The organism is Moorena sp. SIO3A2 (genome assembly GCF_010672265.1).
GTDB lineage: Bacteria > Cyanobacteriota > Cyanobacteriia > Cyanobacteriales > Coleofasciculaceae > Moorena > Moorena producens.
Map to the genome: position 1 here is coordinate 1 of NZ_JAAHHC010000048.1, position 25,962 is coordinate 25,962.

Below are 25,962 nucleotides of genomic sequence, written 5' to 3' on the forward strand. Positions count from 1 at the left end.
ACCACCGCGATCTCCACTCTTTCCCTACACCCCCCTCTTCCTGACCGCTGACCCCTGACCGCTGACCCCTGACCGCTGACCCCTGACCGCTGACCCCTGACCGCTGACCCCTGACCCCTGACCGCTGACCCCTGACCGCTGACCCCTGACCGCTGACCCCTGAATAAAGAATTCCTAAGCCAATCCTAAAATAGATCTAAAAGCTGACCGATAAACTTGAGTTTTGTGGCACGATAACTATCCTGACAAGAAAAAATAGCAACAGGATTTAGCCATGACTCTACGATTGGGGGATACCGTACCCGACTTTACTCAGAATTCCAGCGAAGGGGAGATTAATTTGTATGAATGGGCAGGAGATAGCTGGGTGGTGCTGTTTTCTCACCCAGCCGACTACACCCCAGTTTGCACTACCGAGTTAGGTATGGTTGCTAAACTCAAGCCCGAATTTGAGAAGCGCAATGTTAAAGTGCTAGCCTTGAGCGTGGATGATGTTGACTCCCACAAAGGCTGGATTGGAGATATCAACGAAACCCAGACAACAACGGTCAACTACCCGATTTTGGCGGATCCAGATAAAAAGGTGTCTGACCTTTACGATATGATCCACCCCAACGCTGACAATACCCTAACCGTACGCTCTGTTTTCGTCATCGACCCACAGAAGAAATTGCGGTTAGTGTTAACCTACCCTGCTAGCACCGGTCGTAACTTTGACGAAATCCTGCGAGTGATTGACTCCCTACAGTTGACCGATGACTATAAAGTTGCTACTCCCGTTAACTGGACAGACGGGGGTGACTGTGTTATTGTACCCTCCATCAAAGATCCAGAAGAGTTGAAGGAACGGTTTCCCAAAGGATATGAGGAAATTAAGCCCTATCTGCGGATGACACCCCAACCGAACAAGTGAAATAATTATCTAGTCTGAAGGATGAAGGATTAAGGATACTTCATCCTTCATTCTTTAGAATTTAGAATTTAGAATTTAGAATTTAGAATTTAGAATTTGTAATTTAAACTTGATTTAAATGGATATCAAAGCAGGTTTTGTTGATACAGTTGGTAATACACCACTTATTCGCTTAAACAGCTTTAGCGAAGAGACGGGTTGTGAAATTCTAGGGAAAGCCGAGTTTCTCAATCCAGGAGGTTCTGTAAAAGACCGAGCTGCCCTCTATATTATTAAAGATGCAGAAGAAAAAGGCTTACTAAAGCCTGGGGGTACAGTTGTTGAAGGAACCGCTGGCAATACGGGCATTGGTCTAGCCCATATCTGTAATGCTAAGGGATACAAGTGCCTGATTATTATCCCGGAAACTCAATCCCAAGAAAAAATGGATACCCTCAGAACCCTGGGAGCTGAAGTTCGCCCAGTGCCAGCAGTACCCTACAAAGACCCGAATAATTATGTAAAGCTTTCTGGACGCATTGCCCAAGAGATGGATAATGCCATCTGGGCGAATCAGTTTGATAATTTGGCAAACCGACAGGCTCATTATGAAACTACTGGGCCAGAACTGTGGCAGCAAACTGACGGGAAAATTGATGCTTGGGTCTCAGCAACTGGGACAGGTGGAACCTATGCAGGGGTAGCGATGTATTTGAAAGAAAAAAATCCTAACCTTCAATGTGTGGTGGCTGACCCCATGGGCAGTGGTTTATACAGTTATGTCAAGACCGGTGAAATTAAACCGGAAGGTAACTCTATTACAGAAGGTATCGGTAACAGCCGTATTACTGGGAATATGGAAGGGGCTCCCATTGATGATGCCATTCAAATTGATGACCACGAATGTCTCCGGGTAGTTTACCAGCTGCTGAGCCGGGATGGATTATTTATGGGAGGGTCTGTCGGGATTAATGTCGGAGCTGCTGTTGCTCTGGCTAAACAAATGGGACCTGGTCATACAATTGTGACTGTACTTTGTGATGGCGGTGGTCGTTATCAGTCACGGCTATTCAATCAGGAATGGTTGGTATCTAAAGGACTTTCTGTGGGTGATTGCAGCTCTTGAGGAAAAAGGCTGAAGGGTCATTAATCTAGTCATCTTTGTAAGTATTCAGCCAATGGCAACGGGAAACGGGGAACAGGGAGCAGACAGAAATCCTTGACACTTATTACTAACTAATCTTTAAGCTTAACACAAATAAAAACAAATAAAAGTACCCTTTCGAGTACTGTCACAGATGCCAGCAAACTTGGTATTGTAATTGATATAGATCAATATCAAGCCTTGCTCTGTCAGCACCTTGAGCAACCTAGGCACCACGGATGTCCCTAAAAAGACACCTACACACACTGGTGCCAAGGCTTTTCACTTTGGAAAGACACCTCAAGTCAACTGAGCTTTTGGTTATAACTTGAACCATTACTCCTTCGCTCTCTGGGGCCTAGGGGCTGATAGCTGTTTGCAGAAAGTGTAGCATGGGCGTCGCGGGTTAGCTGACCGATCAAACTAGATCAGTGTCACAAATCAAGACTTAATTCTCATTATTTATTAAGAATAATGATGAGGCTTCTTCAAGAAAAACTGAAGTAAGAAGCCTGAACTTCGTATGTTGATTTTTCTAGAGGAAGTACACCAGATGCAAACCCAAGACCTCCTAAAATCCCCTAATCGTCAAAAATTTGATGCAGTAGTTGATTCTAGCTGGAAACAAAAAGAAAACTCTGAGGTATATACATTTATTAAACGCCAACTCAAGTACTTCAATCTTGAACAGGAACTTGATATAGGCCAGATACTTTTTGAGGGCTGTATTCGTGGCGTTAGCAAAATTGAATCTGGACAAGATATTCAAGACCCCTCAGACTGGCTAAAATCTACCTGCTTCTACATAATCCTAGACCATATCCGAATCACTTACGTCTACAGCAGTTCTGACTGGGAGCTAAGCACAGGCAATTGGGAGCAAGCATCCCAAGGGCACGCCATGGGCACCTACAACTAATGTGGCAACTAATGTGGCAACTACTGATGTGGTAATTCCTTGATGATCACAAGGGCTATAGTCATTAGGGTCAGCAAGGACAAATGTAAGTAGCGAGGCATACTAAAACACCGCTATGGAAAGATTTTTTATGCCAATTTGGCAACACAGCTCGGTAACCTCATTGTTTCATGGTTATACCCTTGATGAATTTATTTTACCCTACCTACTTATCAATGTCACAAATCGAGACTTAATCGTCACTAAGTGAGTAATAGTGATGATAAGTTTTATCAAATACAATTGAAAGTCAGGGGCATCATGTGCTTTTATTTTTCCCGAGGAACTACACTAGATGCAACCTAGAAAACCTCCAAAGTCCCCTAATCGTAAACAATTTGATGCCGCTGTTAATTCTCTTTTAAACCAAAGAAATAAATCGGGATTGTTTGCATTTATTGAATTTAGACTAAAGCAGTTCAATCTTGAACACAAATTTGATATCTTTGACATATTTATTGAAAGCTATATTCGCGGAGTTAGCAAAATTGAATCTGGACAACATATTGAAAATCCATCAGCTTGGCTAAGAACAACCTGCTTAAATGTGATTAGAGAGCATTTTGCTAAGAAAGGAAAGCATTGGAAAAAAGAACGTGAATTTAGCTCTATAGAATACCAGATTAGCTCTAATGATGCTTCCGATTATTTATCGGATCAATATGTCAAGGAAATACTGTCAGATATTAGACAACTAGTAAGTCCTCTAGATTTTGATATTTTTGTGTTACGAGTCATGGAGGAATTGTCCTGGATTGAAATTGAAGAACGCCTGAACTTGGCAAGTAATACAGCGTTGCGAAAACGATATCAGCGTATGAGGAAAGTTTTGAGAGATTATTTTTTTGATATCGACAACTCTATGCTCGAAGACTATGGCTTATCCTGAAGTAAGCATATGCGCTACGCGCACGCTACTTGAGGTGCCGTCAGCTGTCAGCCGTCAGCTAAAAGCTCACGGGTGCGCGTTCAGCCGTCAGCTGTCAGCCGTTAGCCGTTAGCCGTCAGCTTATTTTATTAAAAAGCACCTCAAGTAGCACCATCTGTAGCCCATAAGCTGATAGCTGATAGCACCTCAAGTAGCGTGCGCGTAGCGCTAATCGCTGATAGCTGATACGCGACACGCTGATAGCTTAGATTATTCTTAAAGATTTCCAGTGAAACAAGCAAATTTATGACGTAGAGTTTCACTGGTCTTAGGTGATTTCTGGGAAACAAAGATTTCTAAATACTCTTCTAACTTAGCGATTTGGTTTTTATAGGTATCAATATCATTGTCACTCAGCCAGCTAAATTGTTTAGCTATAACTAGATCAGCTTTATCTATCAACAGGTTAAGGATTTGGTCAGCTTCAGCTAGTTCGAGGATCTCAGCCATACGGTTGCTGTCTGACACAGACAAAGTTGGACGCGCTGCCAGTTGGCAATACTCCAGCAATAGTTCCAATCGGCGTAGATTTGATTGGGTTGGGCTTTCTGTTGAGATCGTGTACATAGAAAATCTGTTCATCTCACACTGGTTACTTTGATTGGGCTTCAGTCTTGATTGGGCTTCACTACATTAGTGAGATTTTTGCTGTAATTAGGACAAGAATCCAAGGAATTTTACAAAAGCTTTATATCTCAGAGGTTTTTTGTGAAGCAACCATGAAGCTTGAAGGGTAAAGGTGGAAGGTTTAAGGTTGATCAGGTTGAAGGTTGAAGGTTGAGGTTGATCAGGTTGAATGTTGAAGAGGTTGAATGTTAATCAGGTTGAAGGTTGAATGTTGAAGAGGTTGAAGGTTGAATGTTGACAAGGTTGAAGGTTTAATAACCAGCTAACCTGTAACCAGCTAACCTGTAACCTGTAACCTTCAACCTGATAACCTGATAACCTGATAACCTGATAACCAGATAACCTTCAACCAGATAACCTTCAACCTGATAACCTTCAACCTGATAACCTTCAACCTGATAACCTTCAACCTGATAACCTTCAACCAGATAACCTTCAACCTGATAACCTTCAACCTGATAACCTGTTCCCTATTCCCTATTCCCTGTTCCCTTTGCTATATGAGTTAGAATCTCTACCGTAGCTTGCCCAGTTTTTTGCCAACTAAATTCACTGGCTCTAGCAAGACCTGCCATACGAAGATGCGATCGCATTTGAGAATCGGTTGCTACTGCTGCCATGGCTGCTGTGATTTCCTCAGGGTTGTAAGGATTGATTAAGATAGCGGCATCTCCAGCTACTTCGGGTAAGGAGGAGAGATTGGCTGTAATTACAGGAGTACCGCAAGCCATTGCCTCTAATACAGGGATACCGAAGCCTTCCCAAAGACTGGGGAATACAAATGCGATCGCATTTCTAATCATGGTCGGTAACTGGTGCTGAGGAACATATCCCAGGAATTTGACCTGACTGGATATATCCAGTTGTTCCGCTTGGGCTTCCAGCAATGGTGTGTAGCGTTTATCCGTTGCGCCAGCAATCCAGAGTTGGTAGTCGTGGCAATTGGCTAGACCAGCGAAAGCCTCAATCAGCCGATGGAGGTTTTTGTGGGGGTCTGGGCGTCCGATGTAGAGAAAATAGGGACAATTTTCCCGGTTTTCCCGATCTTTTTCACCATCTACTGTATCCACATAATTAGGACTTACGAAATTTAGTTGGTTTTGCCCCCCTGCCCCCCAATTCTGGGGGGTAATGATGTCAAAGTCCCCCAGAATTGGGGGATTTAGGGGGCACTTGCGTAAGTCCTGATAATAATAGTGATTGGCATCGTAAGCCAGTAAGATCGGGGTGATTTTTGCGGCTGGAATCTCGAAGAAGTCAGTAAGGTCTCTAGCAGTAGCCCTAGAGTTACAGATGATGTGTTCTGCTTGACCAAGAACTTGGGGGATATAGTAGCGTTGGTAGGTAGTTAAGGGTGAGAAACCCTGGGGAAACCGTAACCCAATCAAATCATGAACCATTACCACATAGCGGCAATTGGTAAAGAGGGGAGCTTCTGGAACTGGAGAAAACAAAAGATGCGTTCGCAATTTTTTATAAATTCGCGGCAGTTGAAACTGAGTCCACAACAGACGGCGAAAATGTCCTTTCGTGCCTTGTTCAGGGCTTAAATTCCCTGGAATTGGGTAGCAAGTGTAGGTAGTAGCACTACAGAAACGGCTAGACGCAGTGGGAGAAATCAGTAGAGTAGGGTCGAGAGGTTTTAAATAAGGAAAAAGATTAGCGGCATAGTTAGCAATACCCGTGGGTTGGGAAAATAGAATCGAGAGATTAACCAACAACTGGCTCATAAGGAAAGAATTAAGAATTAAGAATTAAGAATTAAGAATTAAGAATTAAGAATTAAGTATGAGCTATTTGTAAATGCTATATAAGGCAATAGTAATTATAATTTTAAGGGAATCATCCTCAAAACAAATACTTTACATCATAAGTGCGATCAACGCTATAATTTTTGTTGACTTTTTTAAAAAAATTAACGTTACTTAACCCCTTTCTGTTCCCTACTCTCTACTCCCTACTCCCTATTCCCCTTACAACCAATTACCCACCAGAATAAAAGGTGCCCAAAACAGAGGTTCGTTAAACTTGGTATCCCCAATCAAATCTAGTTGGGCTTTCCTGACCGCTTCTGCTTTCGTAATTTCTGGCTGTTTTAGGTATTAGTAAAACTTGTTGATGAACATAGCAGTGGAGTCATCACGCACTTTCCACAATGTCCCTAAGGTAGAACGCGCTCCCGATTTAATCGCAAAACCCGCTAACCCTAACATGGCTTGATCATCCCCTTTAGCAGTTTGACAAGCACTAAGAACGAGTAAATCAATTTGGTCTTCTCCCAACAATTGTTGACTACGCAGCAGTTGCTCTAATTCTTTGACATTAATTTTATTTTCCCAGGTTAGTATAAAGGTCTCCTCAGCTTTGGAGCTAAACTGACCATGAGTTGCTAAGTGTATCACATTGGAGGTTTTAGTAGTTATTTCCTTAGAGGTTGTCTGAGAAGTCTCATTTGCTACATCCAAGCCCCCGTTGGTCCCCCAATTCTGGGGGACTTTTAGAAGCAAATTGACTCTTGTTCCCCCCAAGCGAGGGATTGCTCGCTTGGGGGGTCAGGGGGGCAAAATTCAGTATCAAAAAACTTGGGAGATATCCTCTTAGACACTCTCTCGCTAGTGAATTCTTGATTGAGCATGACTGAGTCTGGGTTCAAGCTTTTAGCAATTTGCTCAATTTTCTGCTTCACCCCTGGTAAAGCTTTAAAGCCTTGACGAGCTTCACTCAATCCCCCAGCAATTATACTAAATTTCTCTTTTCTTGACACTCCCCGCCCGCTTATGAGCGGGGATTCTTGGCTCTATGACTCGTCGTGGCTCTTTCAAACCGGAGTCAGAAAAAGTAGAGGACAAATCTCCCCAAGCGTTTAGATCCTAGATAATGGTTTCGGTGTGCCCCACCGTACCTTTTTTAGATGAATAGACAGATACTTTTTTATCTAAGTTTTTCATAGACGTTGTAGTCGTTAGACCAAATTACGCAATACGTATCTCATACATATTTTTTACGTTATCTACTTATTTTTAGATAGTATTTATCTAGCTTTTTAGTTTATTGTAAGGGTTTTTATTATAACACGCTCTGTGAAAACTGTCAAGTTTTAGCTGAAAAAGAAGGGAGCATCCCATTTTGGAAACAATATTACCCAAAGCAACGATATTTCAAGGGTTTCAGCCCCCTAAAAAGAGCTAACGTGCCAAATTAGGATGCTCCCAAAAAGAAAGCCGTCTCTAGAAGTTACCGTAAGAGTTAAGAAGCCTTAATTAATAAGTTTTAACCCTTTTGCTCATAGCCTGCTCCCAATAAATGCTTCTTAACTCTGAGGCGCGCGTCTCCTATAAGGACGGGGCTTTAAACCCAATTTTTTCGGTAACGGTTGTGGATCTAGCAGTTGCAACCCTAGAGACACGGAAATATTGTATTTTTCCACTAGATACTGCTCTCCATCGTGTAGGGTGAATCTCAGTTTTGCCTAATTGCAAAACTGAGATTCACCCTCGCACCGCAAGTGAGAGACAGAGCTATAGCAGAAGTCAGAAGTCAGAAGTCAGAAGTTAAACTCAAGCCAAACTGTAGTTTGAGACTTTTGTCATGTCCTAACTGCCCTGGCGACTGCTATAAATGTATATTGTTGAGTTATCAAAAGTTTTATATCAATGAATTAACGTCACTATTTGGAGTCAATCGAAAAACTATATATAACTGGTTAAATAGATGGGAATATCAAAAAATAAGAGGAATATATAATCAAAAAGGTAGGGGCAGAAAACCTAAGTTGAATCAGGAGCAAAAGACATTTCCATAATACTATAGTAAACTTTTGCCTCTTGCCTCTTGCCTCTTGCCTCTTGCCTCTTGCCTTGTCCGTAGCGCTATATTAGATTACTTCGTACCATACAAGCGATCGCCTGCATCCCCAAGTCCTGGAATAATATAGCCATGGTGATCTAATTCTTGATCAATAGCCGCCGTGTAAATCACTACATCTGGATGGTGCTGTTGGAAATAGTCAAGCCCTTGCTGTGCTGCTAATAAGCACAGAAACTTAATTGACTTCGGGCTAACTTCCTTGAGTCGGTCAACAGCAGCAATGGCAGTATTACCTGTAGCTAACATCGGATCAACCACCAACACATCTCGCTGAGTCATATCATCAGGGAGTTTGAAATAATATTCAATGGGCACAAAGGTATGGGGGTCACGATACAAACCGATATGACCAACACGAGACGATGGGATGAGTTCTAGAATGCCATCTAACAGACCCTGTCCGGCTCGCATAATCGAGACAATCACCATCTTCTTTTCTGAAGCCAGCATCGGAGCTAGCATCGGCGCGATTGGTGTATTGATTGGTTCATACTTTAGGGGCAAGTCCCTTGTTACCTCGTATGCCAACAATAACCCAACTTCTTTAAGGAGTTTACGAAATTTGGCTGTACTCGTTCCAGCCTGACGCATCAGGCTTAACTTATGCTGCACAAGGGGATGGTGAATTACTTTGACATTATTGATCATCAGTGATTGATCATCAGTGATTGGTGGCGACCTATTTGACTTTAACAGAATGTGAGACTATTTCAAAAATAAACGGTTGCGTGGATAATTTGTATATGGCTAATTTTTAGATAAAGTGTGATTAGCGCATTAATTATTGCCACATAAATAATGATATAGCATTTCCGGCTGATTTATCATAACACCAAAAAATATTCCTATTTCCTGCTGTTCCCTATTCCCTGTTCCCTATTCCCTTTTTATATCAATCCTATGTTTACATCTCAACTAAAAATTCTATATTATGAATACTAAATTATTGAGTTATCAGCGCCTAACTCACCTGAGCACCGCGTTGGGTATGCTTTTTCTAGGAGCTTGCATGGGAAAACCCAACCTTATAACCCAGCAAAGGTTTGAGGTCAAATTCTTAGTCGGTAGCGCTTTAGGGCAATTCTGCGAGCAAGCAGCGGAGCAATTTAACCAACAACAGCCGAAATTAGCCAATGGTAAGGGGTTCTCTCTCAGCTGCGACACTAAAAGTAGTAGCGATGTGGTAACTAGTCTGACATCCCTGGCGCAACAACTCAAATCCCGTAGCCTTAAGCGTAATGCGCCAGAATTTCCTAGCTTAGTTTCGGTGGATGGGGAAATCCATCATCGTCAGTTAATCGATCAGATCAATCAGATTTTCCCAGGGCGAGATTACATCGGAGAGATTACCGATGCACCATTGTTAGCCCAGAGCCCCATGGTATTTATGACATCGGCAGAATTAGCCGATGGATTACGCCAGCAACCGGATTTGTACAAAGCCTTGGTGAATACCAAAACCCACCAGGAACTGGATCCCAAGAGCCCTCAATTGCCCATTCACCTTGTCCACACTGCTCCTACTGGCTCCAATTCTGGTTTACAAACCTTAGTGGTTCAATTTGCCAGTGTATCTGGTAAACGACCAGAACAATTAACAGTAGCAGATGTGCAGCGTTATCAGACACAGATCCAAGGGATACAAAGTAAAGTGATTCGCTATGGTGTCTCTAGCAGTTCCTTGGCAAAGGACATGGTAAAGAATGGTTCTTTTTGGGCATCGATTGGTTCAGTGTACGAGTCTTCAGTAATTGCTGCAAATTCCCATCAGCAAGCTGGGCAAAGCCGCTATCAGGCCGTGTATCCCCAGGCAACCTTTACCTCCAATATGCGAGCAATTTTACCCAAAGCCCCTTGGGTGAGTAGGCAGGAAAAGGCTGCTGGGCAACAGGTGATTGATTATTTGCGATCGCCCCAAGTCCAAAAAATTGCCACAGAACTTGGTTTAAGGCCAGGTGTACCAGAAGTGCCATTAGGTGCCAAGTTTTCTGCTCAATTTGGTGTTGACTCCAAGGCCAGATACGATTCCCTGAGTTCCCCTCAACCAGAGGTAGTGGCAGCAATGGTCAAGTCCTGGCAGGAATTTGCCAAAAAACCCTCACAAGTGGTGGTGTTGGTAAACTCTTCCGGTTCTATGTCGGGGAATAAATTAGCAGCGGTTCAAAAGACTTTGCGCGCATACATCGAGAGTTTAGGACCAACAGAACAAATTGCCCTGATTGATTTTGATTCCGAGATTCGTCCACCAGTATTGGTAGATAGCACCCCTCAAAAACGCGATCGCGCTATGGCGTTTATTCTTAATCTCAACCCTGACGGGGGTAATCGGTTATATGATGCTGCCCTCGAAGCCCGTAACTGGTTACAAAAGAATTACCAAGAGCGTGCCATTAATGCTGTGGTGATTTTGACCGATGGCGACGATTCTGATTCTAAGCTTCGTCTTGAGCAACTATCTCAAGAACTGGAAAAAAGTGGCTTTTCCAGCGATAATCGAATTGCCTTTTTCACTATTGGTTACGGTAACGAAGGAGAGTTTAATCCTAAAGTACTAGAACAAATTGCTGAATTTAATTGGGGATACTACCGTCAAGGGGATCCATCAACTATTTTGAACTTAATGGCAGATTTAAAACTGGAGTTTTAAAAATTATGAATTATGACAGATTAATTGATAATGAGTCGCTCTAAATTATAGAGCTATCGTTGATCAGCCAATGATTAAACTTAGCTTACCCTGTTTTATCCCATGTCTTTGCTAGTCGGTGGGTAAGCATATGCGCTACAGATGGTGCTACTTGAGGTGCGGTCAGCGGTCAGCGCTCAGTGGTCAGCGGTCAGCGCTCAGTGGTCAGCATTATTCCAATGCGTACCTGTTTTATTCAAAAGCACCTCAAGTAGCGCATTAGCTGAGAGCTCTCAGCTGAATGCTTACGTCGGTGGTGTACTACTCGTAGTTGCTTTCCGGTTTATACCGAGCTACTGTAGTATCCTGATTTAGGGTAAGTGTTGTGCTCAGTTTACCAGCCGCCTTATTCTACCGATATTATCCTCCAAGAATTTATTGCCCATGGTTCCAATCACCCAGATGTTGCCACCGTTTACCAAAGTATTGCTCTCCATCGGTAGCAATAAGCACCAGATAAATCAGGGTAAACCGGATCAACACTCAGCACTCAGCACTCAGCACTCAGCACTCAGCACTCAGGGCACCTGAGATAATTCAAATCCATAAGACCACCAAATTGTACAGCAATAGCAGATAATTGATTCTTGACGACCAATAAATAATTAATAAATGATAAAGACTGCATGGGTGTTTCCCGGACAAGGTTCTCAGGTACCAGGTATGGGAGTAGACTTATTAGACCTGCCCTCTGCAAAGGTTAAGTTTAAGCAAGCTGAGGAAATTTTAGGCTGGTCTGTCCTAGATATTTGTCAAGGGGAGTCCGATCAGTTATCTCAAACCCTCTACACTCAACCTGCCTTATACGTAGTTGAGAGTATCCTGGCTGATCTGCTCATGGAACAAGGGGAACGACCCCATCTACTAGCGGGTCACAGCTTGGGAGAATATGTTGCCCTCTACACTGCCAGGGTATTTAACTTTGAGGCAGGGCTACGCCTAGTCCAACATCGGGCTAAATTGATGGATAGTGCAACTGAAGGCATGATGGTTGCTCTGATTGGCTTCAAACGCCCAGAACTTGAAGAAAAAATCGAGCAGATACAGGATGTTGTTATTGCTAATGATAACAGTCCTGCTCAAGTGGTAATTTCAGGTAAACCAACAGCAGTTCAGGATTTGCTGAGTCAGATTAAAGTCAAACGGGCTGTTCCTCTAAAAGTGTCCGGTGCCTTTCATTCTCCCTTAATGGCTGAAGCAGCGGCTCAGTTCCAGGAACTCTTGCTGTCTGTCCCCTTTACTGACGCCCAGGTACCAGTATTATCGAATGTGGACCCTGTACCCACGGTCGAGGCAGCTACCTTAAAACATCAACTCCAGTCTCAAATTACTGGTTCAGTACGATGGCGAGAAATTTCTCTGAGGCTACCAGTGGAAGGAATTGAGAAAGTAGTGGAAGTCGGACCAGGTAAGGTGCTGACTGGCTTAATTAAACGGATGTGTCCGGAGTTAAGTTTAGAAAACGTTAATAGCATTGCTGATCTGCAGCAATGCTTAGCAGTAGGCTAACTCGAAGCCCTAACCTCGATCTGATTCATGTCTTGGATGGCGGCGCAATCCTATTTGACGCGCCGCTTTGGTGGAATTCGGCCAATAATTACCAAGGTGTAGGGATGGCAAGTGTGGCAAGTGTGGGGCGTGTGGCAAGTGTGGGGCGTGTGGCAAGTGTGGGGCGTGTGGCGAGATTTTTATTAAGGGTAATTATCCGGACATGATGTCAGGAGCGCGATGAAGCGTTCGCGTAGCGTGGCCTACGGCCTCAGCTTCCGCGCTTATGCGATCGCATATCGATCAAATCCAGAACCATTAGGTTTTTTTGAGTTTTTCAAACTTACCTAACATTCTTGATGCAGTCGCTTTTGAAATCATAAAAATATGAGAAAATGCAAAATCACAGAGTAAATAAGTAAGTCAGTTGACCTTCGATGGCTCGAAAAGGTCTCTGGATTGGTGGTCTCTAGACAAAAGATCAACCACTGTTTCCTTATGGCCACTAAACTGACTTGTGCTGAGTTACCCCTGACCAGTCTAACACCTTGACCCAAGGGGTTTCGGTTAGGGGAAATGTCAGCATTCAGCTTTCAGCATTCAGCTTTCAGCTTTCAGGGACCACTGACCACTGACTACTGACGGCACCTCAAGCAGCGTGCGCGTAGCGCATATGCTTACTCAAAAACTTGTACCTTACTAGCTTAAAAAGCGCTATATTTTCTTAACCATATTCCTAAAACAAATCACTTTTATTACCAAAGGAGTTGCCGATGCTTGAAATAATGAGTATTCACAAAGCGGATGAAATCATTCAAATAAAAAAACCAAAAAATGGAATAGTTTATGGCAAAATGGAAATTACTATCAAAATTAACGAGTTACCGACAGCAAAAACTGTTAAAAACGGCTGGCAGGAATTTAGTGTTGATTGTGATGGCACGATTTTTACGATTAAGGTCAAACCTAAAGTTTGGAAAAAAATCACCACTGCTAATCAGATGTATTCCATGTGGGTGGCTGTTATTACTGGCAAACTGGGAGCCAAAATTAACAAAGGGTTTCGGGTAGAGCAACCAGGCATTCAAGTATTTGAGAAAAAACCCAAGGCACCGAAACCAGATAAAGCACAACTACAAGTACAAGCACAGGAACAACTACAAGTACAAGCACAGGAACAGCGACAGGAACAAGTACAAGCCCAATCACAGGAACAACTACAGGAGCAGCTAGCTCAATCACACGAACAGCTAGAAGCCCAATCACAGGAACAACTACAGGAGCAGCTACAGCAACAGCTAGCCCAATCACAGGAACAGCTACAGCAACAGCTAGCTCAATCACACGAACAGCTACAACCACAAGCCTAAGCAAAGACCAAGAATTGGGCGGTGAACTGATTTAATCTGAACAGTTATTATCAAATTTCGTTAATCGTTAATTGAGAATTAATAATTTTAAATTAACGATTAACAATTAACAATTAACAATTAACAATTAACAATTAACCTGGATTCCTGCTCCGGCGGGTCGGTTCGTCAGCCACCAAGCCAGAAAAGGTAATGTTATGCTAGCGTAAATGGCTAATTGTTCATAGAGTTCATTGGTTTACAGGCTTTAGCCATGAGCGATTTCCTATAGGCTATCTCCATATGAGCGATCGCATAACTCATATCCTTCTGATTGATGATGACCCAGTATTCCGATTGGGTCTCACGACTGCCTTGCAAGCCTTCGAGGAGCTGCTAGTTGTAGCTGAGGCTGATACTGGCACAGAAGCCCTATCAAGATTAGCGGCACTAGAGGCGACCAACTCCGTGGATGTGGCAATTTTGGAACTAGCTTTGGGTCCCCCTAATTCAAGTGAAGGGATAGCCTTATCAGGATTGCCACTGTGTCAGCGATTACAGCAGGAGTACCCTAACTTGCCAATCTTACTACTGACCAGGGAATCTAAACCCACCGTGCTAGCAGCAGCTCAAGCATTGGGTGTAAATGGGTACTGCCCCAAAGGAGTAGCGATCGCTACCATTCTTGAAGCCATTGGTCAAATTATTGAGGGTCAATCCTATTGGCAGACACTGTCTAACTTACCTACTATATCCTATAAAGGTGCAGGTTTTGCTCCCTGGTATCAACAGTGGCGTAACTCAGGATTCCAACAATTTGAAGCAGCTTTAGCCCAGGTCAATAGTCAGCTGCAAAATCCTCGTCTTTCCAATTGGGATTGGCTGTTTTGGACTGGACGCCGTCGAGAACTATTGGTAGCCCGTTGGCTGGCGGATCAGCTATTACCTGCTAGCATCATTCTGGTGGAACCGTCACGGGAGAGTTCCTTAGTTCCAATGCCTAAACCGGAAAGCTCACTGACTGTTGCGCCAAGGGCTCAATCCCAGCTTAGCCCTAAGGCACCACTAGTTGATCGAACATTTGAGCGAACATTTGAGCGGACAATGGTAAAACTTCAATCCGGTTTATCCAACCTCTCTGGTGTTCCCCTAGAAATTGACATTCTCCAAGTAGAGAAAAGAGCAGAGTTACTTGGTTTAGTCTTCCAAACCTTTGAAGCACTTGTTGAAGATTTGCGCTTGTCTGAAGTAAAACTGGAACATTTACCTCAGAAGCAACAGCTGATTCTGAAAGATCTGTGGGAAGCATCAATCACAGATTTCTTCGGCAAGTATTATACCTTGTACACGGACAATACACAACTAGAAGTTGTCACTATTTTGCTGGGTAACTATCCCATCGTAAAAAAGGAAATTATTGATAAAATTCCTCTAGTTATTGACTTATTAGCTCATCGGCTATTTGAGAAATCATTAGTAATTGATAATGTCTCCTATCCTGCCCAGACCCCCGAAGCAATTCAACGGTCAGAATTTCTCCTGGACAATTTAATTATCCAAATTGCTAATGGGGTGATTCAACCGTTATTAAATCAATTGGCAGATGTAGAAGTTATTAAGGTAAATTTTTATCATAAAAATCTAATGTCATCCCGGGAAATAGCCCGATTTCGCAATAATCTATCCTGGCGATATCGCCAAGATCAACTATTTGGTGAGCCACAAGCAATTTTCGAGAGTCGATATGATTTATTTATCCTAACTGACACTGGCATTAAACAAACTAGTATCTATGCTCCCCGACGTCGAGAATTAGAAAAGTTGCGAGGTTTTCAGCTAGCTGTGACTTTAGCCTATGAGCTACGGGATGCTCTTTCTCCCCGTCTGCAAGCGGCTGTTACTTGGATTGGTAATGGCGTGGTGTATCTGTTGACCCAAGTCTTTGGTAGAAGTATTGGTCTAGTAGTTCGTGGTGTAATTCAGGGAATTGGTAGTAGCGTCCAAGAGGCCAGGTTTGGGAAAAATCCTGGACGTGGAAAATAGGGGAAGACAGGGAAGAGGGGAAAGTAAAAAAATACCATGACATCCGGCATTGGGACTGATTCAACCCTCCCCACCTAAACAATTTTAGAAAACAATTTTAGAAGCCCCTGCCTTTAGGCATAGGTTTCATGACTCATTCACAGCCACACCATTTTTGCCATTACTCTGAGTATGCTCTACTACTTCCGAGCCTAGAGGATTAGCTTGATGCTGAGATGGTGGCAAAGCGGGTTCTAATATTTCCCAAGCCTCTTTGGCAATGGGCAAATACTGATCGTGAGCTGCTTTGGCTTCAGCAAATTTTGTTAAGGTTTTGGCAAAATTTCTATCCGTTGCCAGTTTCATATGTTCCGGTGTCAGGGGGTCTGGGGAAAATAAGGCTTCGATCACTGGCCGTAATTCCACCGCTTGTTGGTAAGCTTGTTCCAAGTTGACCCTTAAACTTGCTAAAGATGCGATCGCTTTTACTGACTGAATAATCTCTGCTTCCTCACCATCTGTACTACCGGTAGCTAGTGGCTCAACTAAAATCAAATCGTCAGCACTTAAGCCATCGGCAAAGCTATCCTCATTGACCGTAGTGTCTTCTGAGTCTTCCATGCGCCGTTGAATCTCTTGGATAGCTTTGGCTCTGTTTTTAGCATTGTCGGTTCTGCCTGGGACTTCAACGATGAAGCCGAGTTCCTTTAAATCCTTGGTTGTATATTGCACCGTAGCTTTTGACATAATGTTTACCCTAGTTTCGGTATCCGATTAGATTAATCCTACTTAGATTAATAGTACGCCTGATCGAGTTCCCCATGGAACATGGTTACCCCCAAATCAGCTCTCAGCTCTCAGCTCTCAGCTCTCAGCTCTCAGCTCTCAGCTCTCAGCCATTGGCCAACGGCTGACGGCTTACCACTGACCACTGACCACTGACCACTGACCACTGACCACTGACCACTGACCGCTGACCGCTGACCACTGACCACTGACTGCTTACCGCTGACCGCTGACAAATGACGGTCTAGCTAAGAATTTTTGCTTACTGAGTATTTATTAACTTTTGTAAAAATGAGTGTTCAAGACCTAGAAAACTGATATATACGTCGTTACACTATGCAAAGTGTGTGTTTATACTGATGCGTGAAAGTATTAACGGTGTGAGGCTTGTGGAACCTAGATGATTCCGATCCAACTAACTCTAAAAAACTTCCTCAGCTACCGCGACGCAACTCTAGACTTTCGGGGTCTTCACACTGCCTGTATTTGTGGTCAGAATGGAGCCGGGAAATCGTCCCTGCTAGAAGCCATTACCTGGGCGATTTGGGGACAAAGCCGTGTTGCTTCGGAAAACGATATCATCCATACTGGGGCGAAGGAAGTCCGAGTTGACTTTATTTTTCAAAATAATCAACAAACCCATCGAATTATTCGGACTCGCCATCGGAAACAGGGGACTTCCCTAGAGTTTCAAGTGGAAACACCAAATGGTTTTAAGTCTTTAACCCAGAAAGGAGTACGAGCAACTCAATTATTAATAATAGCGAATCTGAAGCTAGATTACGATACCTTTATCAACTCCTCTTACCTGCGTCAAGGTCGAGCTGATGAGTTTATGGTCAGGCGTCCCAGTGAACGGAAACAAATTCTGGCAGATTTGCTCAAACTAGACCAATACGAAAAATTGGCAGACCAGGCCAAGGATTTGTCAAAGCAGTTGAAAGGTCAAGTAGAACAGCTAGAGCAAAGTTTGCAGGGTATTAAGGAACAACTGGGAGAACGGGATGCGATCGCACAGGAAACAGCTACCCTGGAAACTGCCTTACACCAGCTGCAACAAGACCAAGACCAAGACGCCCAACAACTCAAAAAACTACAAGCGATCGGACATCAGCGGAATAGCTGGGAACAACAGCTGAACTTTGTTAGGACACAATATCTCAATCTCACTCAAGATTGCGATCGCATACAACAAGACATTGCTACTGCTGTTGCTCAACAACAACAACTTTCTGAACTACTCTCTCAAGACCAACAAATTACTGCTGGTTATGCCGAATACCTCCAGCTACAAGAACTTGAAGAAAGTCTTGCCGCCAAATTACAGACTTATCAGAAAGCGCAACAGCAACGACAACAACTCCAACAGCAGCTCGATCAACAAATTAATCAACTTAATCTGCAAATCCGTGATATCCAAGCTCAACTAGAAGCCTTGGGTACTCAAGAGCAAGAGATTCAAGATACCCTCTCCCGTTCAGGGCAAGTGGCTACAGCCCTCGCACAACTTAAGCAAGTTCGTGAACGGCTCAAGCAGCTAGATAATTTACAACTAGAAGTCTCTCCCTTGTTGCAACGTCGTGGGTCTATCCAAAGCGAACTTGACCGGGTTCAAGCCAGACTCAGTGCCAAATTAGAAGAACTGGTTTCTTCTGAAAAACAGTTATCCCAGCAAGTAGCAACAACACCTCAGCTGAGACAGGCCGCACTGCAGTTAGAGGCTGAACTTGGGGAATTAGAGAAAAAGCGGGTCTACCTGTCTCGGTTACAGGACAAAGGACTAGAACGTCGAGGCTTTCGAGAACGCCTCCACGAAAACCAACGTCGCTATGAAAAATTACTGGGGGAACTGACCCAAAAAATCCAATTGCTGCAAGTTCAGAACGCGGTTTGTCCCTTATGCGAGCAGCCTCTAGATGCAGCCCATTCTGACCGGGTGATTCAGAAAACTACTGCTGAGCACAAGGATGTTCAAGATCAATTCTGGGTAGTACGAGAGCAGCTAACAGTTTGTGAACGAGAACTTCAGGTGTTGCGCCATGAATACTCCCAAATTTCCAAACAACTCTCTCCTTATGAAGAGTTGCTAGAACAACGGGGACAACTAGCAGCACAACTAGAAGCCACTGACGAAGTTTACGACCGACTCTATGAAGTATCAGAGGAAAAGAAAGAACTGCAACAATCCCTTAGTATTCCTGGTTATGGGGTAGAATTACACGAAGAACTCAGGCAACTCGACCTCCGAATCCAACAGCTCAACTACGATGAACAAACCCATGCTCTAGCACGGGGGGAAGTAGACCGCTGGCGCTGGGCTGAAATCCACTCGGCTAAGCTAGAAGAAGCAAGGCGGCGTCAGAAAAAAATTGATGCCCAGAAACCACAGCTGCTTCGAAAGCTGGATACTCTTCAAGCCTCAGTGCATCAGTTACAAACCAATTCCCCGTTGAAGCAGCAATTGGATCAGCTGGATCGATACATAGCTGAGATTGGCTATAACTTGGATGCTCATAATCAGGTTAGAGCCTCGTTGCGTCAAGCCCAATCTTGGCAACTGCCTTATCAGGAATTACAAACTGCCCAAGAGCAACAGCCCCAAGTCGGTCAACGCTTGGCAAGCCTAACTCAAACCCTCCAGAGCAGACGCTCTAATCTCAAGGAGGTTAATACACAAATTGAGGACATTGTCAAGCAAATGGAACAAAGTCCTGATGTCACTAGAGACCTCCAAGCTTTAGAACAGGGGATGAAGCAGCGCCGACAGCAAATGGATAAACAACTATCCCAGCAGGGGCGTCTCCAACAACGGTTGCAGCAACTGGAATCCCTGCAAAGTCAGTATCAACAGCAACTCGAAAAGCTCCAACAACTCCAGCGGCAATATCGGGTGTATCAGGAATTAGCGATCGCATTTGGCAAAAATGGCATCCAGGCTCTAATGATAGAGAATATTTTGCCTCAACTAGAAGCCCAAAGCAATCAAATTTTGGCTAGACTGACTGGGAATCAGTTACACATCCAAATTGTGACCCAAAAGGCCGGGAGTCGGTCTTCTAAGAAAAAAACTAAGCTGATTGATACCTTAGATATTTTAATTGCTGATGCCACTGGTACTCGACCTTATGAAACCTATTCCGGTGGTGAAGCATTTCGGATTAATTTTGCCATTCGTCTGGCATTAGCACAACTGTTGGCCCAACGCTCAGGAACATCGTTGCAAATGTTGATTGTGGATGAGGGGTTTGGCACCCAAGATGCCGAGGGGTGTGAGCGATTGATTGCAGCAATTAATGCGATCGCATCCGATTTTGCTTGTATTCTAACCGTGACTCATATGCCTCAGTTTAAAGAAGCCTTTCAGACCAGGATTGAAGTATCTAAGACATCCCTTGGCTCTCAGTTAAGTTTGACCATGTGATCAATGCTAATATTTGTAGCAAAGGGAGTCGGGAGTCGGGAGTCGGGAGTCGGGAGTCGGGAGTCGGGAGTCGGGAGTCGGGAGTCGGGAATAGGGAATAGGGAATAGGGCATCAATAATTATAACAATTCCTACATGGATTGCTAATAACTGATATAGCACTACGCATTAAAGTTAGGACATTGATACAAGTAGCAAAAGCTGTTCTAGTAAGCTATTGCCTATTGCCTCTTGCCTCTTGCCTTCCCCTCCTGGGAGGGGTTAGGGGTGGGTTCCTCTTGCCTATTGCCTCTTGCCTATTGCCTAGCGCTATAGCTAATAACTGATTGCTGACGGCTGTTCGCGTAGCGTGCGCGTAGCGCTTAAGCTGATAGCCCTACAAAATCAAATCCATTGCTGTTTTTATAATTTCCTCGCGCTCCACCATTTTAGCAATTTCTTCAGCTTCATAAGTTCCTTGAAATGCTTCTAATGAGGCTCGATCTAGAGCGGATTCATAGGCATCTTCTAAAGTTTCTAATAATTCCTCTTCGGTTAGATAAGTTCCTTTAGCCTTGTGGCGCTTATTAGTCCGTTGAATTTGTTTAACCGCATTGCGGATTGATACTTCCCAAGATTTAGTCGTTCGTTTCTCAGCAGCTTTTTTAATTAGATGTAACAGCAGAATAATTCCGTAACTAAATAGTTTATTCAGTTTATCCGATTTGCTCATCTCCTCCAATTCTTCAATCAGTTCCAGGGCTTCAGGGATTTTGCCTTCGTAGAGCAATTCCTTTAGAGTCATTAATTCTTCCATTGGCTATTATTCCTCCGCTTTTAAATTGACCCGTCGCGACTAATACTGGAATAACCAAAGATAGTTTGTAAGCATTCAGCTAATGCGCTACGCGCACGCTACGCGAACAGCCGTCAGCCGTCAGCTCATCAACGGGAGGTAGTAAACAAGCTGGGGGGTGCTGGTACGGCTGCTTGAAAATCCCTGCTCGTTTTACTCAGCTGATAGCTGATAGCTGAGAGCGGAATACTTACTTATGAACTACATTCAATTCCCGACTCCCGACTCCCAACTCCCGATTTCCAACTCCCGATTCCCGACTCCCGATTCCCGACTCCCGATTCCCGATTCCCGATTCCCGATTCCCTACTCCCTACTCCCTACTCCCGATTCCCTACTCCCCTTAACCCATTACCCATTACCAAAATAACCGTAAAATTGCCCAATGTCTCCAATTAGGCTATTCAACTAATTCCGCAATTGTACGGTTATTTTAATCTTGAAATAGCTTCTACTATAGTAATATCTCAACCAAAATCCCGGCAGTATAGAGGCTGTTATAAACGAGCTAGTTTCGGGTCTTTTGTTGACTAACGTTAGAAAGACGGTAGGACGATAACTAGTCCAACGGGAATCAACTATCAGGGCATCTACACATAGGGTTGCAAAAAGGTTGTTGTAAACTAAGAAGCTGATTTAACTGTTGGCTGTAAACTGTTGACGACTTACTGACAACAGTTTACCACAGGCTAAGAGTACAAATGACGCTAATTGGATTATAGCACCTCTAATCAGGGTTGCATCTACTTTTTTTCTGGTTTATTATTACTTAGTTTAGAGTTTATTCCGGAGAACCTTTATAAATTCTTGCTTGCTGCTGAGGTGTTATCCATGCTCCTCTTGAAAACTGGGTTTGAGGGGGTAAAAACTGCTTTTGCAGTGGACTATATTCCAGAACCTCTCCCGTTTCTATCTTATAGACCCAGCCATGAAGCCGAATTTCCTCACTTCTGAGTCGAGATTGAATAACTGGGTAAGTACGTAAATTTTGTAGTTGGTTAAGGACGTTTTCCTCCACCGCCCCATTCAGGAGTTCATCACCTTCATAGTCTTGATAGTGTTCTTTGATAATCCGGCGAGTGGCTTCGGCATGCTTGAGCCATTGGTAAACGGCTGGCATGTCCTCTTCTAGCTTGTCGATTTTCAGTAAACCTTTCATCGCTCCACAGCGATAGTGACCGCATACGACAATTTCATTAATGCCTAAGGCATAAATAGCATACTCTACTGCTGCTGGTTCACCCCCATTACTTGCTCCATAAGGCGGTATGATATTCCCGGCATTGCGGATGATGAACATTTCACCAGGCTCAGTTTGAGTAATCAGACTCGGGTCAATGCGAGAATCTGAACAGGTGATGAATAGTACTCTGGGATGCTGCCCGTGAGACAGTAACTCAAATAGGTCTCGGTGGGTCTCGAAGTAATTGGTCTGGAATTGATGCAGACCTTGAATCAACTGCTTCATTTCAGGCTTACAGCTAGATGCTCTATAATTGGGATCTTCAATAATTTTATAGGCAATAGCGGTCTTAAATGACTTTTAGGTTTGTATTTCGGTAAGCATTCAGCATTCAGCTATCAGCTATCAGTTATCAGCTATCAGCTATCAGCTATCAGCTTATGCGCGTAGGGCATAGGCTTACCAGGTAAGTATTGGTTTAATCTCTGTTAGGTCTGCTGACCGCTGACCGCTGACCGCTGAATGCTGACCGCTGACCGCTGACCGCTGAATGCTGACCGCTGACCGCTGACCGCTGAATGCTGACCGCTGACCGCTGACCGCTGAATGCTGACCGCTGACCGCTGACCGCTGAATGCTGACCGCTGACCGCTGACCGCTGACCGCTGACCGCTGACTGCTGAATGCTCACGCCAGCATACTGATAGTATTGATTGAATTGCTACGGAGAGGGAGGGATTCGAACCCTCGTTAAAGTTGCCCCTAAACAGCATTTCCAGTGCTGCGCCTTCAACCACTCGGCCACCTCTCCAGGTAAAGTATTCAGTTAGAGCTTTGAATCTTTTTCAACTCATCGCCCGATTTCTGATTATACAGAAAATTATATAGGAAGTCAATGACTCAATCGTACACCATTCAGATTCATAATCGCCAAACTGGTGCTAAGCACAAGGTAAACGTGCCAACTGACCGCTATATCTTGCATTCCGCAGAAAACCAGGGTGTGGAGCTACCCTTTGCCTGCCGCAATGGAGCTTGTACCACTTGCGCAGTGCGAGTGTTGGCTGGAAAAGTCTACCAACCGGAAGCCATGGGACTATCTCCACAATTGCGGGAACAAGGCTATGCTCTATTGTGTGTGAGTTATCCCCGGTCAGACCTAGAGGTAGAGACTCAGGATGAAGATGAAGTGTATGAACTTCAGTTCGGTCGATATTTTGCTAAAGGTAAGGTTCGGTTTGGGCTGCCACTGGATGAGGATTAGGAAACTAGCCAAGCAGAGGTACAGTAGAGCGGGGAGCCTCCTTAGTTGCTTTCTGCTCTTGCTCGGGGGATGCCAATTGACAAATGTCCCCAACCAGATTGAAGCTCAAGTGCAAAAGGTGATCAGTGGACACACGGTGGATGTGTTGATCACCAATCAAGATCCACCATTAATGGCAAGAATCCGGATGATTGGTATTCAGGCACCAAGCTGGAAACAAAAGCCTTGGGGAGATCAGGCAAAAACCTGCTTAAAGAAGATCCTCAGTGAAACTAGTGATCAACAATCGGTTATTTTGGAGCTGGATGTCGAGGAAAAAGACCGCTATAGCCGCTGGTTAGCCTATGTATGGCTAGATGGTGTGTTGGTCAATGAGCAGTTGGTAGCTCAGGGCTGTGCCTTAGCTTCACCCCTAGTTCCTAATAACAAATATGATGATAAAATAGCCCATGCTCAAGAATATGCCAGAATTATGGGCTATGGGATTTGGAACCCAGATCAGCCTTTGCGCTTGACACCAGCAGAATTTCGCCGTCAAAATCCTTAGTGGTTATTAGTTATTAGTCATCAGCTATCAGCCATCAGTTATCAGCTATCAGCTATCAGCTATCAGCAATTAGCTATCAGCTATCAGTTATCAGCTATCAGTTATCAGCCTATGGGCTACTTGCAATCAGTACTTTTGAATAAAATAAGCTGACCGCTGACCGCTGACTGCTGATGGCCATGCTAGTTAAGGTACTTTTGAATAAAATAAGCTGACAGCTGACCGCTGACTGCTTACGGCTGATGGCCAAGCTAGTTGAGTTACTTTTGAATAAAATAAGCTGACAGCTGACCGCTGACTGCTTACGGCTGATGGCCAAGCTAGTTGAGTTACTTTTGAATAAAATAAGCTGAGCGCTGACCGCTGACTGCTGACTGCTTACCGAATTAATTCATAAACTACAGGTTATCTGCTCAATGACAGAACATACCTCCGAACAACTACAAACTTTCCTTGATATTGCCGCTAAAGCTGCCACTGCTGCTGGTGATGTTTTGAAAACTTACTGGGGCAATCTCAAAACTGTAGAAGAGAAAGGTCGTCCTGGAGATTTAGTCACTGCAGCTGATAAAGAAGCAGAAGCAGTAGTCTTAGATATACTCAAAAACGATGTGCCAGACCATTCGATTCTGGCAGAAGAATCCGGTCAACTGGGAGACAATGAAAGTAAATACCTATGGGCGATTGACCCCCTGGATGGTACTACTAATTATGCCCATCAATACCCCATTGCTGCTACCTCTGTGGGGTTGTTGATTGACGGCAAGCCTCAGGTGGGAGCAGTATATAATCCCTTTCGGGATGAGTTATTGTGCGCAGCTGTGGGCTTAGGGGCAACCTGCAATGGTCAGCCAATCCAGGTTTCCCAAGTCTCTGACCTGGGTAAGAGCTTGTTAGTCACTGGATTTGCCTATGACCGGCGGCAGACTTCCGATAACAACTATGCCGAGTTCTGTTACCTGACTCATCTGACTCAAGGCGTTCGCCGTAGTGGTTCTGCATCCATCGATTTGTGTGATGTTGCTAGTGGACGATTGGATGGCTATTGGGAACGAGGGCTTTCTCCTTGGGATGTAGCCGCTGGTATCGTTATCCTAGAAGAAGCTGGTGGTAAAGTTACTGCTTATGATGGCAGTCCTATTGATATTAATTCTGGGCGGATTCTGGCAACTAATGCCAAGATTCACGACAGTCTCAGTGCTGCCTTGTTAGAGACACCACCTTTATCGTCTTGGAAATAAAATATTAAGCTATTAGCTATCAGCTATCAGCTATCAGCTATCAGCTATCAGCTATCAGCTATCAGCATTAAGCTATCAGCTATCAGCTATCAGCTATCAGCATTAAGCTATCAGCTATCAGCTATCAGCTATCAGCATTAAGCTATCAGCTATCAGCTATCAGTTTTCAGCCAAAGGCCAACGGCTGACCACTGACGGCTGACCGCTGACCGCTGACCACTGACCACTGACGGCTGACCGCTGACCGCTGACTAATTATTTATAATAATAGATGTAAACTCGATTAACTGGCGTCCATGAGTGACGCATTTTTTATAGCTAATATCTACAATGTCTACAATCTCTACAGAAAATGTTGCTCAATTTTTCCATGCTATTTCTCTACAAGAAGATTTAAAACAGCAGCTAATAGCTACTAGAAATCCAGAAGAGGTAGTTAAGGTAGCACAGGATTACGATTTTAAGTTTACCGTAGCTGACTGGCAACAGTTTATCCAGGGGCATCACTCTAGTCAGCCTACCAGTGATACTTTTAAAAATGAAATAATAGGATTAGATGTTACTGAAGAACAGTTAGATGCTTGGTGGAAATTTGCTTGGGAAACAGGAGATATCAATCTGATCGGGTGGGTTTATGACAAGAGAGATGCTATCACTTGGGTGCAATTGCTAGATGAGTTTAAAGTAATTAAAAAAGACGATTAATTGTCAGCTATCAGCGGTC

28 protein-coding genes, 1 tRNA gene and 3 pseudogenes are annotated in these 25,962 nt (G+C 43.9%); 19 read left to right on the forward strand and 13 right to left on the reverse strand.

The features are described from left to right. Positions 1-274: 274 nt before the first annotated feature. The 5 genes from F6K64_RS31200 (at position 275) to F6K64_RS31220 (ending at position 3,995) form a co-directional block, all read left to right on the forward strand. Positions 275-913 (forward strand): peroxiredoxin, encoded by a 639-nt coding sequence (locus tag F6K64_RS31200; RefSeq protein WP_008178020.1) that lies wholly within the window; start codon positions 275-277, stop codon positions 911-913. Between the two features lie 118 nt (positions 914-1,031). Further along, a complete protein-coding gene (locus F6K64_RS31205; RefSeq protein WP_008178022.1) occupies positions 1,032-2,018 on the forward strand; it encodes a cysteine synthase A in 987 nt (328 codons plus the stop codon). Between the two features lie 541 nt (positions 2,019-2,559). Further along, positions 2,560-2,955 carry a hypothetical protein gene (locus F6K64_RS31210; RefSeq protein ID WP_008178024.1) on the forward strand — a complete coding sequence of 132 codons (396 nt, stop codon included), beginning with the start codon at positions 2,560-2,562 and terminating at the stop codon, positions 2,953-2,955. A 334-nt stretch (positions 2,956-3,289) separates the two neighbouring features. Continuing rightward, on the forward strand, positions 3,290-3,883 hold the full coding sequence (locus tag F6K64_RS31215) for an RNA polymerase sigma factor (RefSeq protein WP_008178027.1): 594 nt from the start codon (positions 3,290-3,292) through the stop codon (positions 3,881-3,883). Further along, positions 3,870-3,995, forward strand: a complete 126-nt coding sequence (locus tag F6K64_RS31220; RefSeq protein ID WP_287249629.1) for a hypothetical protein — start codon at positions 3,870-3,872, stop codon at positions 3,993-3,995. The genes F6K64_RS31215 and F6K64_RS31220 overlap by 14 nt, the downstream gene beginning before the upstream one ends. A gap of 143 nt (positions 3,996-4,138) precedes the next feature. Here the strand turns inward: F6K64_RS31220 and F6K64_RS31225 are convergent, their stop codons facing one another. The 4 genes and pseudogenes from F6K64_RS31225 to F6K64_RS31240 all read right to left on the reverse strand — a co-directional run bounded on the left by F6K64_RS31225 (position 4,139) and on the right by F6K64_RS31240 (position 7,313). After that, positions 4,139-4,504 (reverse strand): hypothetical protein, encoded by a 366-nt coding sequence (locus F6K64_RS31225; RefSeq protein ID WP_143764181.1) that lies wholly within the window; start codon positions 4,502-4,504, stop codon positions 4,139-4,141. A gap of 515 nt (positions 4,505-5,019) precedes the next feature. Further along, positions 5,020-6,279, reverse strand: a complete 1,260-nt coding sequence (locus tag F6K64_RS31230; protein WP_287267420.1) for a glycosyltransferase family 4 protein — start codon at positions 6,277-6,279, stop codon at positions 5,020-5,022. Between the two features lie 243 nt (positions 6,280-6,522). After that, positions 6,523-6,951, reverse strand: a pseudogene (locus F6K64_RS31235) (CHAT domain-containing protein). Between the two features lie 95 nt (positions 6,952-7,046). Then, on the reverse strand, positions 7,047-7,313 hold the full coding sequence (locus F6K64_RS31240; protein WP_008178035.1) for a hypothetical protein: 267 nt from the start codon (positions 7,311-7,313) through the stop codon (positions 7,047-7,049). 852 nt (positions 7,314-8,165) lie between these two features. Between F6K64_RS31240 and F6K64_RS31245 the strand changes: the two are divergent. Further along, positions 8,166-8,336: pseudogene (locus F6K64_RS31245) on the forward strand (helix-turn-helix domain-containing protein); the annotation flags it as partial. Positions 8,337-8,428: 92 nt separating this feature from the next. On the opposite strand, the gene upp reads toward F6K64_RS31245, so the two are convergent. Then, entirely contained in the window at positions 8,429-9,064 is a 636-nt protein-coding gene (upp, locus tag F6K64_RS31250; RefSeq protein WP_008178037.1) for a uracil phosphoribosyltransferase, read from the reverse strand. A gap of 283 nt (positions 9,065-9,347) precedes the next feature. Between upp and F6K64_RS31255 the strand changes: the two genes are divergently transcribed. From F6K64_RS31255 to F6K64_RS31285, 7 genes are all read left to right on the forward strand, one after another. Next, on the forward strand, positions 9,348-11,063 hold the full coding sequence (locus tag F6K64_RS31255) for a VWA domain-containing protein (RefSeq protein WP_008178039.1): 1,716 nt from the start codon (positions 9,348-9,350) through the stop codon (positions 11,061-11,063). A 141-nt stretch (positions 11,064-11,204) separates the two neighbouring features. Further along, positions 11,205-11,417: a hypothetical protein gene (locus F6K64_RS31260; protein ID WP_131827278.1), complete on the forward strand. Its 213-nt coding sequence runs from the start codon at positions 11,205-11,207 to the stop codon at positions 11,415-11,417. Between the two features lie 69 nt (positions 11,418-11,486). Continuing rightward, positions 11,487-11,633: a hypothetical protein gene (locus F6K64_RS31265; RefSeq protein ID WP_008178041.1), complete on the forward strand. Its 147-nt coding sequence runs from the start codon at positions 11,487-11,489 to the stop codon at positions 11,631-11,633. A gap of 81 nt (positions 11,634-11,714) precedes the next feature. Then, positions 11,715-12,611, forward strand: coding sequence for an ACP S-malonyltransferase (gene fabD, locus F6K64_RS31270; RefSeq protein WP_008178043.1), 897 nt, complete (start codon positions 11,715-11,717; stop codon positions 12,609-12,611). Further along, positions 12,593-12,817: a hypothetical protein gene (locus tag F6K64_RS31275; RefSeq protein ID WP_287267422.1), complete on the forward strand. Its 225-nt coding sequence runs from the start codon at positions 12,593-12,595 to the stop codon at positions 12,815-12,817. The genes fabD and F6K64_RS31275 overlap by 19 nt, the downstream gene beginning before the upstream one ends. A gap of 546 nt (positions 12,818-13,363) precedes the next feature. Continuing rightward, the gene (locus F6K64_RS31280; protein ID WP_193374684.1) at positions 13,364-13,960 is read left to right on the forward strand and encodes a hypothetical protein; all 597 of its coding nucleotides are present in this window, start codon (positions 13,364-13,366) and stop codon (positions 13,958-13,960) included. Between the two features lie 282 nt (positions 13,961-14,242). Continuing rightward, positions 14,243-15,982 carry a DUF3685 domain-containing protein gene (locus F6K64_RS31285; protein ID WP_008178046.1) on the forward strand — a complete coding sequence of 580 codons (1,740 nt, stop codon included), beginning with the start codon at positions 14,243-14,245 and terminating at the stop codon, positions 15,980-15,982. 126 nt (positions 15,983-16,108) lie between these two features. Here the strand turns inward: F6K64_RS31285 and F6K64_RS31290 are convergent, their stop codons facing one another. Next, positions 16,109-16,708 (reverse strand): hypothetical protein, encoded by a 600-nt coding sequence (locus tag F6K64_RS31290; protein WP_008178048.1) that lies wholly within the window; start codon positions 16,706-16,708, stop codon positions 16,109-16,111. A 131-nt stretch (positions 16,709-16,839) separates the two neighbouring features. Further along, positions 16,840-16,983: a hypothetical protein gene (locus F6K64_RS31295; protein ID WP_165691872.1), complete on the reverse strand. Its 144-nt coding sequence runs from the start codon at positions 16,981-16,983 to the stop codon at positions 16,840-16,842. A gap of 164 nt (positions 16,984-17,147) precedes the next feature. Here F6K64_RS31295 and sbcC point away from each other — a divergent pair, with 164 nt between their 5' ends. Then, entirely contained in the window at positions 17,148-20,168 is a 3,021-nt protein-coding gene (sbcC, locus tag F6K64_RS31300) for an exonuclease subunit SbcC (protein WP_008178050.1), read from the forward strand. A gap of 6 nt (positions 20,169-20,174) precedes the next feature. Here sbcC and F6K64_RS31305 read toward each other — a convergent pair whose 3' ends face one another. Continuing rightward, on the reverse strand, positions 20,175-20,330 hold the full coding sequence (locus tag F6K64_RS31305) for a hypothetical protein (protein ID WP_154659641.1): 156 nt from the start codon (positions 20,328-20,330) through the stop codon (positions 20,175-20,177). A gap of 214 nt (positions 20,331-20,544) precedes the next feature. Beyond that, positions 20,545-20,964, reverse strand: coding sequence for a DUF29 family protein (locus F6K64_RS31310; protein ID WP_008178053.1), 420 nt, complete (start codon positions 20,962-20,964; stop codon positions 20,545-20,547). A gap of 235 nt (positions 20,965-21,199) precedes the next feature. Between F6K64_RS31310 and F6K64_RS31315 the strand changes: the two genes are divergently transcribed. Continuing rightward, positions 21,200-21,373, forward strand: coding sequence for a hypothetical protein (locus tag F6K64_RS31315; protein WP_154659642.1), 174 nt, complete (start codon positions 21,200-21,202; stop codon positions 21,371-21,373). Positions 21,374-21,784: 411 nt separating this feature from the next. On the opposite strand, the gene F6K64_RS31320 is transcribed toward F6K64_RS31315, so the two are convergent. From F6K64_RS31320 to F6K64_RS31330, 4 genes and pseudogenes are all read right to left on the reverse strand, one after another. Further along, positions 21,785-22,471, reverse strand: a complete 687-nt coding sequence (locus F6K64_RS31320; protein ID WP_008178055.1) for a carbonic anhydrase — start codon at positions 22,469-22,471, stop codon at positions 21,785-21,787. A gap of 174 nt (positions 22,472-22,645) precedes the next feature. Next, complete coding sequence (locus F6K64_RS31325; RefSeq protein WP_353815269.1) at positions 22,646-22,822, reverse strand: hypothetical protein; 177 nt, start codon at positions 22,820-22,822, stop codon at positions 22,646-22,648. Continuing rightward, positions 22,747-22,959 (reverse strand): annotated as a pseudogene (locus F6K64_RS38540) (hypothetical protein); the annotation flags it as partial. The pseudogene F6K64_RS38540 and the gene F6K64_RS31325, both read right to left, overlap by 76 nt. Further along, positions 22,911-22,997 (reverse strand) — tRNA-Ser (locus tag F6K64_RS31330). The gene F6K64_RS31330 and the pseudogene F6K64_RS38540, both read right to left, overlap by 49 nt. An 84-nt stretch (positions 22,998-23,081) precedes the next feature. On the opposite strand from F6K64_RS31330, the gene F6K64_RS31335 reads away from it, so the two are divergent. The 4 genes from F6K64_RS31335 to F6K64_RS31350 all read left to right on the forward strand — a co-directional run bounded on the left by F6K64_RS31335 (position 23,082) and on the right by F6K64_RS31350 (position 25,943). Beyond that, the gene (locus tag F6K64_RS31335; RefSeq protein ID WP_008178059.1) at positions 23,082-23,450 is read left to right on the forward strand and encodes a 2Fe-2S iron-sulfur cluster-binding protein; all 369 of its coding nucleotides are present in this window, start codon (positions 23,082-23,084) and stop codon (positions 23,448-23,450) included. Positions 23,451-23,526: 76 nt separating this feature from the next. Then, positions 23,527-23,997 (forward strand): thermonuclease family protein, encoded by a 471-nt coding sequence (locus tag F6K64_RS31340; protein WP_229414242.1) that lies wholly within the window; start codon positions 23,527-23,529, stop codon positions 23,995-23,997. 416 nt (positions 23,998-24,413) lie between these two features. After that, positions 24,414-25,238 (forward strand): inositol monophosphatase family protein, encoded by an 825-nt coding sequence (locus tag F6K64_RS31345; protein ID WP_008178066.1) that lies wholly within the window; start codon positions 24,414-24,416, stop codon positions 25,236-25,238. A gap of 330 nt (positions 25,239-25,568) precedes the next feature. Continuing rightward, positions 25,569-25,943 (forward strand): Nif11-like leader peptide family natural product precursor, encoded by a 375-nt coding sequence (locus tag F6K64_RS31350; RefSeq protein ID WP_008178068.1) that lies wholly within the window; start codon positions 25,569-25,571, stop codon positions 25,941-25,943. Positions 25,944-25,962 lie beyond the last annotated feature (19 nt).

Coding starts and splice junctions, on each gene's coding strand:
- F6K64_RS31200 (WP_008178020.1), top strand. CDS start 275: ATGACTCTACGATTGGGGGATACCGTACCCGACTTTACTCAGAATTCC.
- F6K64_RS31205 (WP_008178022.1), top strand. CDS start 1,032: ATGGATATCAAAGCAGGTTTTGTTGATACAGTTGGTAATACACCACTT.
- F6K64_RS31210 (WP_008178024.1), top strand. CDS start 2,560: ATGTTGATTTTTCTAGAGGAAGTACACCAGATGCAAACCCAAGACCTC.
- F6K64_RS31215 (WP_008178027.1), top strand. CDS start 3,290: ATGCAACCTAGAAAACCTCCAAAGTCCCCTAATCGTAAACAATTTGAT.
- F6K64_RS31220 (WP_287249629.1), top strand. CDS start 3,870: ATGGCTTATCCTGAAGTAAGCATATGCGCTACGCGCACGCTACTTGAG.
- F6K64_RS31225 (WP_143764181.1), bottom strand. CDS start 4,504: ATGAACAGATTTTCTATGTACACGATCTCAACAGAAAGCCCAACCCAA.
- F6K64_RS31230 (WP_287267420.1), bottom strand. CDS start 6,279: ATGAGCCAGTTGTTGGTTAATCTCTCGATTCTATTTTCCCAACCCACG.
- upp (WP_008178037.1), bottom strand. CDS start 9,064: ATGATCAATAATGTCAAAGTAATTCACCATCCCCTTGTGCAGCATAAG.
- F6K64_RS31255 (WP_008178039.1), top strand. CDS start 9,348: ATGAATACTAAATTATTGAGTTATCAGCGCCTAACTCACCTGAGCACC.
- F6K64_RS31260 (WP_131827278.1), top strand. CDS start 11,205: ATGGTGCTACTTGAGGTGCGGTCAGCGGTCAGCGCTCAGTGGTCAGCG.
- F6K64_RS31265 (WP_008178041.1), top strand. CDS start 11,487: ATGGTTCCAATCACCCAGATGTTGCCACCGTTTACCAAAGTATTGCTC.
- fabD (WP_008178043.1), top strand. CDS start 11,715: ATGATAAAGACTGCATGGGTGTTTCCCGGACAAGGTTCTCAGGTACCA.
- F6K64_RS31275 (WP_287267422.1), top strand. CDS start 12,593: ATGCTTAGCAGTAGGCTAACTCGAAGCCCTAACCTCGATCTGATTCAT.
- F6K64_RS31280 (WP_193374684.1), top strand. CDS start 13,364: ATGCTTGAAATAATGAGTATTCACAAAGCGGATGAAATCATTCAAATA.
- F6K64_RS31285 (WP_008178046.1), top strand. CDS start 14,243: ATGAGCGATCGCATAACTCATATCCTTCTGATTGATGATGACCCAGTA.
- F6K64_RS31290 (WP_008178048.1), bottom strand. CDS start 16,708: ATGTCAAAAGCTACGGTGCAATATACAACCAAGGATTTAAAGGAACTC.
- sbcC (WP_008178050.1), top strand. CDS start 17,148: ATGATTCCGATCCAACTAACTCTAAAAAACTTCCTCAGCTACCGCGAC.
- F6K64_RS31310 (WP_008178053.1), bottom strand. CDS start 20,964: ATGGAAGAATTAATGACTCTAAAGGAATTGCTCTACGAAGGCAAAATC.
- F6K64_RS31315 (WP_154659642.1), top strand. CDS start 21,200: ATGAACTACATTCAATTCCCGACTCCCGACTCCCAACTCCCGATTTCC.
- F6K64_RS31320 (WP_008178055.1), bottom strand. CDS start 22,471: ATGAAGCAGTTGATTCAAGGTCTGCATCAATTCCAGACCAATTACTTC.
- F6K64_RS31335 (WP_008178059.1), top strand. CDS start 23,082: ATGACTCAATCGTACACCATTCAGATTCATAATCGCCAAACTGGTGCT.
- F6K64_RS31345 (WP_008178066.1), top strand. CDS start 24,414: ATGACAGAACATACCTCCGAACAACTACAAACTTTCCTTGATATTGCC.
- F6K64_RS31350 (WP_008178068.1), top strand. CDS start 25,569: ATGTCTACAATCTCTACAGAAAATGTTGCTCAATTTTTCCATGCTATT.